This is a genomic window from Nesterenkonia rhizosphaerae (assembly GCF_039544555.1).
GTDB classification, from domain to species: Bacteria; Actinomycetota; Actinomycetes; order Actinomycetales; family Micrococcaceae; genus Nesterenkonia; species Nesterenkonia rhizosphaerae.
This window is the reverse complement of the sequence record NZ_BAABLW010000005.1, coordinates 65,819-77,841: the sequence shown is the minus strand read 5'-3', so window position 1 is coordinate 77,841 and position 12,023 is coordinate 65,819. Positions and strand designations below refer to the sequence as shown.

Annotated in this window: 13 protein-coding genes; 8 read left to right on the top strand and 5 right to left on the bottom strand. The window is 60.8% G+C overall.

What is annotated here, in order from left to right; genetic code table 11:
* The first annotated feature begins 79 nt into the window (after positions 1-79).
* The gene (locus ABEA23_RS04655) at positions 80-487 is read left to right on the top strand and encodes a RidA family protein (protein WP_345476907.1); all 408 of its coding nucleotides are present in this window, start codon (positions 80-82) and stop codon (positions 485-487) included.
* A gap of 259 nt (positions 488-746) precedes the next feature.
* Here the strand turns inward: ABEA23_RS04655 and ABEA23_RS04650 are convergent, their stop codons facing one another.
* A complete protein-coding gene (locus ABEA23_RS04650) occupies positions 747-1,547 on the bottom strand; it encodes a TIGR04086 family membrane protein (protein WP_345476906.1) in 801 nt (266 codons plus the stop codon).
* Positions 1,548-1,772: 225 nt separating this feature from the next.
* On the opposite strand from ABEA23_RS04650, the gene ABEA23_RS04645 reads away from it, so the two are divergent.
* Positions 1,773-4,358: an ATP-dependent DNA ligase gene (locus ABEA23_RS04645; protein ID WP_345476905.1), complete on the top strand. Its 2,586-nt coding sequence runs from the start codon at positions 1,773-1,775 to the stop codon at positions 4,356-4,358.
* Positions 4,359-4,410: 52 nt separating this feature from the next.
* Here the strand turns inward: ABEA23_RS04645 and ABEA23_RS04640 are convergent, their stop codons facing one another.
* Both ABEA23_RS04640 and ABEA23_RS04635 read right to left on the bottom strand, forming a co-directional pair.
* Entirely contained in the window at positions 4,411-6,234 is a 1,824-nt protein-coding gene (locus ABEA23_RS04640; RefSeq protein WP_345476904.1) for a DNA/RNA helicase domain-containing protein, read from the bottom strand.
* A complete protein-coding gene (locus ABEA23_RS04635) occupies positions 6,221-6,541 on the bottom strand; it encodes a nucleotide pyrophosphohydrolase (protein WP_345476903.1) in 321 nt (106 codons plus the stop codon). Before ABEA23_RS04635 ends, ABEA23_RS04640 begins: the two co-directional genes overlap by 14 nt.
* 231 nt (positions 6,542-6,772) lie before the next feature.
* Between ABEA23_RS04635 and ABEA23_RS04630 the strand changes: the two genes are divergently transcribed.
* Both ABEA23_RS04630 and ABEA23_RS04625 read left to right on the top strand, forming a co-directional pair.
* Positions 6,773-6,991 carry a hypothetical protein gene (locus ABEA23_RS04630; RefSeq protein ID WP_345476902.1) on the top strand — a complete coding sequence of 73 codons (219 nt, stop codon included), beginning with the start codon at positions 6,773-6,775 and terminating at the stop codon, positions 6,989-6,991.
* 2 nt (positions 6,992-6,993) lie between these two features.
* Positions 6,994-7,131: a hypothetical protein gene (locus ABEA23_RS04625; RefSeq protein ID WP_345476901.1), complete on the top strand. Its 138-nt coding sequence runs from the start codon at positions 6,994-6,996 to the stop codon at positions 7,129-7,131.
* A 113-nt stretch (positions 7,132-7,244) separates the two neighbouring features.
* On the opposite strand, the gene ABEA23_RS04620 is transcribed toward ABEA23_RS04625, so the two are convergent.
* Entirely contained in the window at positions 7,245-7,955 is a 711-nt protein-coding gene (locus ABEA23_RS04620) for an Ltp family lipoprotein (protein ID WP_345476900.1), read from the bottom strand.
* A gap of 96 nt (positions 7,956-8,051) precedes the next feature.
* Positions 8,052-8,927 (bottom strand): exonuclease domain-containing protein, encoded by an 876-nt coding sequence (locus ABEA23_RS04615; RefSeq protein WP_345476899.1) that lies wholly within the window; start codon positions 8,925-8,927, stop codon positions 8,052-8,054.
* Between the two features lie 552 nt (positions 8,928-9,479).
* Here ABEA23_RS04615 and ABEA23_RS04610 point away from each other — a divergent pair.
* The 4 genes from ABEA23_RS04610 to ABEA23_RS04595 are packed head-to-tail and all read left to right on the top strand — an operon-like array spanning position 9,480 to position 12,020.
* Positions 9,480-9,959, top strand: coding sequence for a DUF2975 domain-containing protein (locus tag ABEA23_RS04610; RefSeq protein ID WP_345476898.1), 480 nt, complete (start codon positions 9,480-9,482; stop codon positions 9,957-9,959).
* A complete protein-coding gene (locus ABEA23_RS04605; RefSeq protein WP_044496559.1) occupies positions 9,959-10,171 on the top strand; it encodes a helix-turn-helix domain-containing protein in 213 nt (70 codons plus the stop codon). The genes ABEA23_RS04610 and ABEA23_RS04605 overlap by 1 nt, the downstream gene beginning before the upstream one ends.
* On the top strand, positions 10,168-11,352 hold the full coding sequence (locus ABEA23_RS04600) for an NAD(P)/FAD-dependent oxidoreductase (RefSeq protein WP_345476897.1): 1,185 nt from the start codon (positions 10,168-10,170) through the stop codon (positions 11,350-11,352). The genes ABEA23_RS04605 and ABEA23_RS04600 overlap by 4 nt, the downstream gene beginning before the upstream one ends.
* Positions 11,349-12,020: an NUDIX domain-containing protein gene (locus ABEA23_RS04595; protein WP_345476896.1), complete on the top strand. Its 672-nt coding sequence runs from the start codon at positions 11,349-11,351 to the stop codon at positions 12,018-12,020. Before ABEA23_RS04600 ends, ABEA23_RS04595 begins: the two co-directional genes overlap by 4 nt.
* Positions 12,021-12,023: the final 3 nt, after the last annotated feature.

Sequence of the window (12,023 nt, the reverse complement as noted above, 5' to 3'; positions counted from 1 at the left end):
GGATATACACATTCCAGTTCGGTTGCTCTGCGGGTTCTGAGAGGATCTAGGCAGACCATCCCGTCCCGAAAGGCGCGTCATGCCCCAAGCTGTCACTTTGATTCGTTCTTCATCGCTTTCCGACGCCGCCGAGTACGCATACGCCGCCACGGCACCTGCCGATGCCCGCCTCATCTTCCTGGCGGGATCCTGCCCGCTGAATGAAGATGGTTCCACAGCCGGCGTCGGGGACTTCGCTGCTCAGGCGGCGAAGTGTATTGAGAACATGAAAGTCGCCCTGGCCGAGGCGGGTGCCGAGATTCACGACGTGATCAGCACTCGCGTGCTTGTCGCCTCCTCACAGCAGTCAGACCTGGTCACCGCGTGGGAAGTGGTGCGGGACGCGTTCGGCGATCATGATGTCCCGAGCACTCTGCTCGGGGTCACCGTTCTCGGCTATGACAATCAGCTTGTAGAGGTTGAGGCAGTTGCCGCGGTGATTGACTGATCGCAATACGAGTACAACCGCTTCACGCGGGCGCGGCGTCAGGAGTATTCGCACGGTTCCCGCCAAGAGCTGTTAGAGGCGTAGCGCGACTACCGTCGTCGCCCTGTGGACGAATGCGGCCGCATCTAGCAACTCGAAACACTCATTCGTGGGTGCGGGTGAGGCAGCTAGGCAACAAACACGTGCGGCACCAGCCCGATGGCCGGTGCCGCACGTGTTGTCGTTATGGAGTTGTAGGTGCCGCCGAGGTGACTGACACCTATGCCCGGGTACGAACTTCAGTGCGCTTGGTGTGGGCGGTGCGGGCGCCAGCGGCACCGGCAAGCCCGGTCACGATTGCTCCAAGGACCAGCCCGCCGACAGTCCACCAGGTGGCGGCAGCCAGGTCATCCTGTGACTCTTCGAACTGCTGACCAGCGTCCTCAGCGGCGCTTTCTGCTGTGTTCTCAACTTCCTGCTGGTCCACATCTTCTGCGGTCTCGGCGATCTCAGTGGTGTTGGTCTCCGTGACGGAGGCGGCGGTCTGCGTGACGCCGCCGATGGCTCCGCCTACTGCGCCCAGCAGCCCAGCTCCCAGCCAGCCCACCAGCACTAGCAGACCCACCAGAGATGCGGCCCAAGTAACCAGACCGTGAAGCAGGCCCGCACGTACGGCGAGGGCTCCTGCAACGAACCCGGCTATGCCTAGGGAGATGATCAGGGCTATGGCGGACCAGATGCCGACGGCGATCCCGTCCGCTTCAGCCAGGCCCAATCCTGCGCTGACGAGCCCCAGGACCAGCATCACGGCGAAGAACATGAAAACACCGGCGAAGATCGCGCCCCACGAGGCGTTCGTGGCGCGGTAGCCGTGATCTGTGCCCAAGAAGGAATCCCGTCCTGGGCTCTCATCTACGTGTCTGACATGGGTGTCATCGTGGTGCGAAGCATGCCGCGACTCACTTCGCCGGGGGGCCTCGGTCGCGTGTGCGGCCGGCGTTGATCGCGGAGATCCTGCAGCGCGATCTGGTCCGTGGTCTACGGCGTCGTCATCATTGCGGTTCTCGTGAGGGTGTGCCATGGGAATATCCGATCTTTGATCGCTGATTGACAGTTCACATCGAAAATCCGGAAACCTAGTAGCACTTCACGATTACAAGTGCCGCTTTGAAGACGCTGAGAATGACCTGTGAATCACATGATTCTCTCCCCATTGAGCGCTCTCGGCTACCGATTCAGGTAATACCAAGCCCGTTGCGCCAACAATGGTCTGATCAGCAAGATCTCATAGGAGGCGATGGCGGGGATGGCGTCTAAGCAGCAGACGGTGACGGTGGCGGGCAAGAAGCTGAAGCTCACCAGTCTGGATAAGGTCATTTTTCCGGAGACCGAGACCACCAAAGCTGAGGTCATCGAGTACCTGCAGACCGTGGCGCCGGCGATGTTGCCGCATATGCGCCGCCGCGCGGTCACCCGCAAACGCTGGCCGGATGGACCGGGTACCTCGGAGAAGCCCAATGACGCCTTCTTCCGCAAGAACCTGGAGGACTCGGCACCAGCGTGGGTGCCGCGGCTTGGTCTGCAGCACTCTGATCACGTCAACATCTACCCGCTGGCCGAGGACGAGGCCGTCTTGGCCTGGTTCGGGCAGGTGGGCGCCTTGGAACTGCACGTCCCGCAGTGGAGGTTCGACGCCGACGTCGCCCCTTTTATCCCGTCAGATGACAGCGGTGAGCCTCCGGTGGAGGAGCGCCGCAACCCTGACCGGCTGGTGCTGGACCTGGATCCGGGGCCGGGGACTGATCTGGCCGATTGTGCCCAGGTGGCGCGCTGGTGCCGGGAGATCCTCGATGACATGGGGCTGCCGAGTGTTCCGCTGACCTCAGGGTCTAAGGGCATTCACCTTTACGCGGAGTTGGAGGGCACTTACACCTCGGACCAGGTCTCGCAGGTGGCCAAGGAGTTGGCGCGGGCTCTGGAGGCTGATCACCCCAAGCAGGTGGTGAGCCAGATGAAGAAGACCGCGCGCAAGGGCAAGGTGTTCATCGACTGGTCGCAGAATAATGCGAATAAGACCACGGTGGCGCCGTATTCGCTGCGCGGGCGTCCCCAGCCGTGGGTGGCGGTCCCGCGCGAGTGGGATGAGCTGGATGATCAGGATCTGCGTCAGCTGGATTTCCGCCAGGTGATGGAGCGTCTGGCCGATGGGCTGGACCCGATGCGGGGGTTCGGGCGGTACAACGACGACGACGCCGACGTTCCCGCCACAGCGAAGTCTTCGTCTAAGGACTCCGGAAAGAAGAAGGGGTCGGGTGGGAAGTCTGCTCCGGCCAAGGATATTGAGGACGCGCTAACCAAGTACCGGTCCATGCGTGATGCCGCGAAGACCCCGGAGCCGGTTCCGGACGAGTCACCGGCGGCTCGCGATGGGGACCCGATTTTTGTGGTGCAGGAGCATCACGCAACTCGCCTGCACTATGACACCCGGTTAGAACGCAACGGTGTGCTGGTGTCCTGGGCGGTGCCGAAGGGCCCACCGTTGAAGGCCGGGCAGCAGCGTCTGGCGGTGATGACCGAGGATCACCCGATTGAGTATGCGCAGTTCGAGGGCACTATCCCTAAGGGCGAGTATGGCGGCGGTGAGGTGACTATTTGGGACACCGGGACCGTCGATATTGAGAAGTGGGAGGAGAAGAAGGTCGTCTTTGTGCTTCACGGCAAGCCCGACGGCGGCCTCGGCGGTAAACCTCGAAAGTATGCGCTTGTACAGACTGACGACGAGGGCAAGGACTGGCTGATCCGCATGACCAAGGATCAGCCGCGCGCTGCAAAGTCTGCGGCATCTGCCAAGAGTGAGCAGCCGGAGGGCGACGAAGCCGGCTCCGGCTCCAGCGCCGCGAAGTCGAAGAAGAGGTCGGCTAAAGCTGAGCAGCCGGTCCCCGCTCCGGACCCGCTCCCCTCCCCCATGCTCGCGACTATGGGTGCACCGAAGGATATCCGCGGTGATGACTGGATCTTTGAGGCCAAATGGGACGGCTACCGGATCATCTCGGCGGTGCACGAAGACAGCGAGGGGGCTAAGCGCGTGGAGCTGCGCAGCCGCAATGGGAAGGACCTGACCGGGACGTTCCCTGAGCTGGTGGAGTTGGCTGAGTTGGCACCTGTGGGAACGGTCTTGGATGGTGAGGTGGTGGCGCTGAACTCGTCGAACCGTCCTGATTTCGGCTTGTTGCAGCGTCGCGGACGTTTGACGAAGAAGCGTGAGATTGAGCGGACTGCGGGGAAGATCCCGGTGCATTACATGCTCTTTGATGTGCTGCATACGGTGGAGCGTGGCGATGTGACGGATCTGCCGTATACCGAGCGACGCGAGCTGCTGAAGGAGCTCGTGGAGTCGGGAAAGCAGATGCAGGTGCCTGATGATCTCGGTGAGAATCTGGATCACGCGATGGAGGTCAGCGAGGAGCTGAAGCTTGAGGGCATTATGGCCAAGCGCGCTGGGGGTAAGTATCGGCCCGGCAAGCGTTCGGATGCGTGGATCAAGATCAAGCATGAGAATCATGCTGATGTGACGGTGATCGGTTGGCGGCAGGGCAAGGGCGGGCGCGCGAAGACGTTCGGTTCATTGCTGCTGGGTATCACCGACGACGACGGCAACCTCACTTACGCGGGTCGTGTGGGTACTGGTTTCAGTGATGCGGAGTTAACGGAGTTGCGGGCACAGTTGGAGAAGCTGGTGCGTAAGACGCCGCCGGTGGATGATGTCCCGGCGGAGGACGCCGGCGACGCCACATGGGTGACCCCAAAGCTGCAGGCCGAGGTCAAGCACTCGGGCATCACCCGCGACCACCGCCTCCGCCACCCCACCTGGCGAACAGTGAAGAGTATCTAGAAGCCAACGCGGCGGTGACCGTGAGGTGTGTCCCCGCTGTCGGCCGTGCAGATCATTCAGCCTCTTGGAGCTGGCTCACCGGATGGCTTATGTCCAGGTTCCTCCGGTGGACCAGGTCCGCCCGCGAGGGGGCAACTGACTCGGCAGAAACGAAGAACTTGCTGAAGTGTCTGCGCAGCGGGGGATCACAGACATAGACGTACGTTCCCCGAATGGCACGAGTCAAAAGCACAGAATAGATATTCGTGACGTACTCGAGAAGGTCCTCGTCGCTGTATGTGATCCCCAGCCGGGGATTGTTCTCTTTGCCTTTAGTGTCAAAGTAATTGTCCCGGCTGAAAACGATCCGTTGCTGCACTTCGTCGTATCTCAGGTCAGGACCTATGAGCACTCCGGCGTAATTCAGGTCGTATCCCTGGACGGTGTGTATGGAACCGACCTCGTTCAGGGAAGTCTTCGAATTGATCCAGTCCTTAGCTGTCCGATTCCATTGCAGTCCATAACCGTCCAGCTCGATATCTTTCGCCTCCGAGTCTTTCTTGCTTACCCATTTCCACGCATAGCCCGCTACGAGGCGAGACAGTCCGTGTTCGGCATCCTTCGCGCGGATCTTCTCATGCATCTCTCGGAAGTCAGAGAACATAGCAATCTCGTAGCCGGGGAAGCCTTGCGGACGAGGGGCCTCGGACCGAAGGATCGCACGAACATACTCGATGTACCCTCGACCACCACGGACTCGCAGTTGTGAGTGCAGACGGTGATGACGCGACTGTTCGCGTGCGACCGAGACAACTTCGTCCCACGTGGAGGCAGGGAGGTCCGCCGGCCTCACGCTCTGTGCACGGTCCAGGAAGAGAATCTGATGTGTACTCTTCGCCTTGATCCAGTCCCACTGGGTATGTGCGCTGTCGTCATTGCCAAATAGTTTGTGATTGATCTGCGCGAAACGTGTATTTTGCATCGCGGATGGCTGGTTAGCCCGTCGATTCAGTCGGTGTGCTTCATCCACCACCAAGACATCAAAATGCTGCTCGGCCGCTCCCGTCGAGAATGGATCCAGCACCATCGACCCTTCCAAGTAGGGGGTCTTTTTGAAGACCTCTTCCACAGTGGCCCGCAGCGACTGCTGAGGGATCACCAGCCCGATGGATAGGTTCGCCAGTTTTTCACGATTCTTCGCTGTGAAGAACTCTGCGAACCGCGCGTCGTTGTCATCCATGGATGTGTCCAGGTCCGCATCACCTGCAGTAGCGATATCGATAAGGAGCTTCATGAGGTAGACAGCAACCACAGTCTTGCCAGTCCCCGGATCACCCTGCACAACGATGGGCCCTTGCGTGCCCGGACGGGCACCCTCTTCCAGGAAACCCCGCAAGATACTCTCCACTGCCAGCGACTGCTCGGGCGTTAGGGCTTTAAAGGGAGATAGTTTGAAGAGATCATCGTTCTCAATCTCGGGCAACGTCCGCTCGAAGAGTCCCTGCTCCCGCAGCTCATCGAAGATCTGCCGAAAAGTCTGTCGGTACTCGTCCTTGTTGTAATAGTCGCCATCGACTATTCCCTTGTTGCGGTTCAGGAGGGAGTACTTACTGTCGCCGCTCAGATACTGAATGAGGAAAGCTTCAAGGTCCAGGGCCGCGGACTTGTTGAATGTGTCATCCAGTACGATCTGGACGTGCTGGAGGCCATCCTTGAAGCCAGAGGCGAGATGTTGGCGCAGTCTTCCGGCGACGTTGCCGGATTCTCCAACATAGATGGACCCCTGATTTCGGAGAGTGTAGACCGCCGGCCAATTTGAGTATCGCTGATCGCTGTCCGGAAGGACCTCCACAGCCTTCTTGTCAAAGGGATATGCCCGGATTTCAAAGCTCGTCATACTTAGTGCTCAGCCCCCTCGATTTCTCCGGCGGATACTTGAGCCGCGTGGCCTCGAGCTTCTGAAGAATCACCTGTTCGGGTTCCCAGCCCATTTTGTCTGCCAACAAATAACAGTAGGTGAGCACATCTGCCAGCTCTTCCTGGACTTTATCCGGATCTGGCTCTCCGCCCCATTGCGCGCACTCAAGGAGCTCTCCCGCCTCAACGGCCACGCTTTTGATCAGGTTCTCAGAGGTGTGGAACTGCTGCCACTCGCGCTCGGCCATGAACTCGCGAAGCGTTTTCCGAACTTCGTAGTACGACATAATGCAACGCTACCTCGTACGCAGCGCCTTCACTGCCCTTCGACGTGCCTAACCATAAGAGTTTCCATAAAACGCTACTTTTTTAGTCACGAGAGATTAATGTGTTGCGCATCACTTACGCCTGAGGAAGGCCGCTACCTGTGGAAGAAGAACGCACTTTCTTGACGACGTCACCACCCTGGTCCTCTGCTCCCTCAAAAGACGGCGTGCCAAAGACGCTTTCAGCGCCGTGTGCACCGAAGCGCCATCGACTTTCTCGAAGAAAGCGGCCGACTCAAGCCGTTCATCACTTACTTCATAGAGGAGTACCTGAAAGACCCCTCCGAGCACACCAATCAGACCCTCATCGGTGAAGGCGAGTTCAAGAAGCGACTCGACCACATCGCCACCCACTCCAGCTACAAAGACAATGACCTCTTCACCGTCTATTACTTCTTCAAGAACGAGTAACAATGCTGGAGCGACTGCGGAGCGAATTGTTCGATGTCGCCCGCGGTTGGCACATCTACGAGGTCGGGTCCGAAGTGGGCAGCCTGCGCAACAACAGTGCTGCACTCCTGGAAGCAGCCGCGCAGGAGAGGCTCCTGTGACTCACACAAGAGCGGGACTTCCCCTCACGTTGGCACCTTTGCTAATAAGAGGAACAGCCCCGCCTCATGAAGGACTATCAATCTGCCACTGAGGGTATTCCCTTCGGCGACGGCTAGTACGCTGAGTTTGCTCCGTGGCTCGCCTGCTCAGCTGTGAAGCCCTCAAACACGAGCTGGTCGATCAGGCCCTGGAGGGAGAAAGAGGAATGCTCAAGATAAGACTCAGCTTTGAGCACGGCCTGCTCGTTCCAGTCCACCTCGATACTGCCCACCGCATGCTCGGCGTCCTCGGCGCTGAAGTCCTCAAACTTGAGCTGGTCGATCAGCCCGTCACGTGAGAATGCCGAATACTCAAGATACGACTCAGCCTTCAAAACTGCCTGCTCTGACCAGTCCACCTCAACGTTGTCCACCGCATATTCGGCGTCCTCGGCGCTGAAATCTTCAAACTTGAGCTGGTCGATCAGCCCCTGTCGTGAGAACGCAGAATAGGTCAGGTACTGCTCGGCCTTCTGGCGGGCGTTTCGCTGCCCGGAGGTCTCGTCGCGCTCAGGCTCCTCTTCAGCCTCCGGCTCTGCCTCCTCCTCGGTCTCTGATTCGTCCTCGGATTCCTCTTCGTCCTCCGCCTCCTCAGCGACAGACTCCGCAGGCACATCTCCAGCGGCAGCCGCATCGTCCTCATCTTTGGGTATGAGCATCCCGATGAGGGCCAGCACCGCGATCACGATGAGCGCGATACCCCACCACCGCTTGTACCAAGGCTTCTTCTGCTCAGGTTCCATGTCTGGTTGAACAGCTGCAGAAATATGATAATCGTGTGTCATAGGAAAACCCTACCTTAGCGATCATTCGTCGATTCTTCTTGTGCTCATGATTAAGGCACATAACCGTGCCGAAACAGATACTCAATTCACCAGTTCTCAGATGCCCTGTCCAGTGCTGCGGGCCAGGATCTTTCGGTACTCCCGCTCGTCTACAATGGGGATCCCGTACTTCAGCGCCTTCTCTGCTTTGCCGCTGAGGGAATGCACATCCGCAGCCACCAGCAGCTTCGTCGCCTTGGTCATCCCGCCGGTGGTGAAGCCGAAATGCTGCAGCTCGGCCACGCATTCCTCGCGGGCCTTCGACAGATCCCCGGTGAATACCACCCGGTCTCCTGGCTTCAGCACCACGTTGATCGGTGCCGATGCAAGATCAGCTTCCGCTGAACGCCGCCGCTCAGGGCGCACCACTGGTGGTGGCCCCAGGTCGGGCCAACGGATGGACGCGCTCGCCTCCGCTAGCCGCCGCCATTCCTCAGACTCCCCATTGCGTTTGATCAATGTGGGCAACAGGCCCGCTGCCGCGCGCGCATCACTGAGCGCCTCATGGTGCCCGTCCAACTGCACCTTCAACGAGGTGCAACAAGACTTCAGGTCCAACTTCTGCAGCCGCGGAAACGTTCTGCCCATCCACTCCTGGGTGCACACACCCACCGGCATGACTTCCCATTCCGGCCGCACCCGGGACACCTCCGCCCCCAAGAACCGCATGTCGAAGGGGGCGTTATGCGCCACCAGCACGCGTCCCCTCAGCAGTTCCACCAGTGATGGCAGCACCTCTCCGAAGAACGGCGCACGCCGGGCGTCTCGTCCTTGAATGCGATGCACGTGGGTGGGTCCAAGATCTCGCTGAGGATTCACCAACGTGCACCATTCATCCACCACGTGGCCTTCGAGGTCCGTCAGCACCACGGCCAGCTCAGCCACCCGGTGACCGTGTCCAGGATGAAAACCGGTGGTCTCGAAATCGATCACCGCATATCCCTGCCCGGAGGGCGCTTGACGCTCAGCCCGCTCCCCCCGTCGCTGCGCTGCAAAGTCCGGGATCGCAGCGTGAGCACGTCGCAGGAGACTAGCGCCCCTGTCCTGCCATCGCGCCGCGCCCTGTGGCATAGGCTGCTCGCGGGTACGGTCAGACGCACTCAGCTTCGACAACGCCTCACGAAAACTCATCATCACCCCAAACTGTCTGCGGCCATCGGCTGACACCAGCACTGACCCTCATCAACGCCGATGTTCATCAACACTCCTTACCTATGACCCATCGGCACCACCCCAGCCCCCGTAAGCGTGGAAGCGAAACTCGCAGCAGCCCGAACCCCGAGCCCGCGACGGCGGACCTGATCCTGCATAGGGCCGTGAAGCTCGCATAGGCCTATAACGCTATGCAGAATTCATAGCGCTATGCGGAACCGCGCACAGTCACGGCGCTCCCCGCCCGCCCCTACCCTCACTGCACGTACAGTACTTATCGCAAGTCATCACAGACCGATTGACTTTCGATAGCTTCCTGCTGATACTCATCACATGACTTCACATCGATGGGTGGTGGCCGCCCTCCGAATTTTCCTCGTGCTGCTCTTCGCTATCCTGCTGTTCTTTCAGCTCTTCTCATTCCCCAAAGAGTTTGCGCACCGGGCGGAGATGAACCCCGAATCAGCGCACCTGCAGTGGCCGGCCACCATCACCACCATCTTCTGGGTGCTCTGTGTGCAAGCCGTGGTCGTCTGCATCTGGAAACTGCTCACCCTGGTCGCCCGCGACCGCATCTTCTCCGAAGCCTCCATGGTCTGGGTCAACATCATCATGGGCGCCCTCGCAGCCGGCTGGATCACCCTCCTCGGCGTCTTTCTCTACATCGGCTTCCGCGCCACCGACCCCGCCCTCCCGCTGATCCTCGCGCTCTTCCTGGCCATCCTCACCGTGGTCACCCTGCTCATGCTGGTCATGCGAGCCCTGCTCCGCCAGGCCACCACCCTGCGCAGCGACATGGAAGCAGTCATCTGATGGCCATCATCGTCCGTCTCGATGTCATGCTCGCCAAACGCAAAATGACCGTTGGCGACTTCGCCGAACAGGTCGGAATCACACCCGCCAACGTCGCAGTTCTGAAAAACGGCCGCGCCAAAGCCGTCCGCTTCGCCACCTTAGATGCCATGTGCCGGGTCCTGGACTGCCAGCCCGGGGACATTCTTGAATGGACGGACGAGGACGAATGACCACCACCGAGCACACCGATGTCCTCGTCGTCGGCGCGGGTCTAGCCGGACTGCGCACCGCCACTCTGCTTGCCACCCGCGGCCACCAGGTCACGCTCATTGAGCGCCGCCGTCGGCTCACCGACTTCATCCGCACCACCGGCATCTTCGTTCGCAAAACCTTCACCGACTATGACCTCGGCGAAGAACACCTAGGCCCACCGATCCGCACTATGGTGCTCTACCCGCCCAGCCACCGCGCACCGGTGACCCTGCGCAGCAACCGCGATGAATACCGCGTGGGCGAAATGGGACCACTCTACGAACACGGCGCCCGAGAAGCCGTCGCCGCAGGTGTGGACCTCCAACTAGGAACCCGCTACCTCGGAAAGGTCTCAGACCACACCTACCTGATCAGGAACGACGAAGGCAGAACCCGTATCCGGGCGCAATACATCGTCGGAGCCGACGGCGCCCGCTCCCAAGTGGCCCGAGACCTCGGCCTGGACCTGAACACCCACCTGCTGGTCGGCGCTGAGCGGGTCTACACCGTCACCAGCGCGCCGGCAGAACCAGCCTTCCACTGCGTCATCGACCCCAACATCACCCCGGGCTACCTGGCCTGGGTCATCAACGACGGCGTCCACGCCCATATCGGCACCGCCGGATACGCCCGCCGCTACCGGCACGGCATCCAGCAGGCGCTGGAGACCTTCAGCCGCACCGCACCCGGACTGGAACCTCAGGACCGGCACCCACAGCAGGTCGAACAACGTGGCGGACCCATCCCCGTGGGCGGACTACTGCCCCAGATCTCATGCCCTGCTGGCCTCTTAGTAGGCGATGCCGCCGGAGCCGTCTCACCCCTGACCGCCGGCGGGCTCGATCCGTGCCTAAGACTCTCCGACCACGCCGTCGAGATCCTCGACTCCGCGCTCACCCAGAGTCAGCCGGACCTGCTGCGTCACTACGACGGCGCCACCCTCAGGCGTGAATTCCGCGGCCGCCTCGCCATGCGGCACGCACTCGCCCAGTTGCGCAGCCCCGCCGTGGCCGCAGCAGCCTTCACCGCGCTACGCACCCCACCGGGCCGCGCCGCCGCCAAGCGCATCCTCTTCAGCGATAAGTCCTTCCCCACACCACCCACACCCCAGGATTCATTCGGGATTCGTCCTACCATTCCCACTACTCTGGGGGCATGAGCATCCAGGACTCCCCCGCTGAGCAGCCCGTCGTCCGCAGCGCCACACAGGCAGCCAGCAGCGTCTTCGATGTAGTGGAGGAAGAGTTCAGCTTCGCTGACACCACGCTCACCCGGATGTACGCCAAACATCTCAGCGCCGTAGCCGTGGTCGCAGTGGACGAAGAAGACCGGGTCCTGATGATCAACCAGTACCGCCATCCGGTGCGCAGCCGCATGTGGGAGTTCCCCGCCGGCGTCCTCGACGACGCCCAGGAAACCATGCAGGAAGCCGCCGCCCGAGAACTCCACGAAGAAGCCGACCTCACTGCCGAGACGTGGTCCACCCTGGTGGATTTCCACCCCAGCCCCGGAATGAGCGACGAGGGGATCCGCATCTACCTCGCCCAGGGCGTGAGCGAAGTTCCGGAGTCCCGGCGTCACACCCGCGAAGCTGAGGAGTCAGAGATCATCACCCGTTGGGTCCCACTGCCTGAGGCGGTTCAAGCGGTCTTGGGCGGGCACCTGCACAACGGGGTCGCCGTCGTCGGGATCCTTGCCCTGAATGCCCTGCGCTCCGGTACAACTACTGGGACAACCAGCGCGCGCTCAAGCAACGGCACCACCTCACTGCAGCCCAGGGACGTAAAAGCCCCGTGGGCCAATCACCCACGAGGCTTCACTGTCTAAGTC

Coding starts and splice junctions, on each gene's coding strand:
- ABEA23_RS04620 (WP_345476900.1), bottom strand. CDS start 7,955: ATGACACACGATTATCATATTTCTGCAGCTGTTCAACCAGACATGGAA.
- ABEA23_RS04650 (WP_345476906.1), bottom strand. CDS start 1,547: ATGGCACACCCTCACGAGAACCGCAATGATGACGACGCCGTAGACCAC.
- ABEA23_RS04600 (WP_345476897.1), top strand. CDS start 10,168: ATGACCACCACCGAGCACACCGATGTCCTCGTCGTCGGCGCGGGTCTA.
- ABEA23_RS04635 (WP_345476903.1), bottom strand. CDS start 6,541: ATGTCGTACTACGAAGTTCGGAAAACGCTTCGCGAGTTCATGGCCGAG.
- ABEA23_RS04640 (WP_345476904.1), bottom strand. CDS start 6,234: ATGACGAGCTTTGAAATCCGGGCATATCCCTTTGACAAGAAGGCTGTG.
- ABEA23_RS04655 (WP_345476907.1), top strand. CDS start 80: ATGCCCCAAGCTGTCACTTTGATTCGTTCTTCATCGCTTTCCGACGCC.
- ABEA23_RS04605 (WP_044496559.1), top strand. CDS start 9,959: ATGGCCATCATCGTCCGTCTCGATGTCATGCTCGCCAAACGCAAAATG.
- ABEA23_RS04610 (WP_345476898.1), top strand. CDS start 9,480: ATGACTTCACATCGATGGGTGGTGGCCGCCCTCCGAATTTTCCTCGTG.
- ABEA23_RS04595 (WP_345476896.1), top strand. CDS start 11,349: ATGAGCATCCAGGACTCCCCCGCTGAGCAGCCCGTCGTCCGCAGCGCC.
- ABEA23_RS04645 (WP_345476905.1), top strand. CDS start 1,773: ATGGCGTCTAAGCAGCAGACGGTGACGGTGGCGGGCAAGAAGCTGAAG.
- ABEA23_RS04625 (WP_345476901.1), top strand. CDS start 6,994: ATGCTGGAGCGACTGCGGAGCGAATTGTTCGATGTCGCCCGCGGTTGG.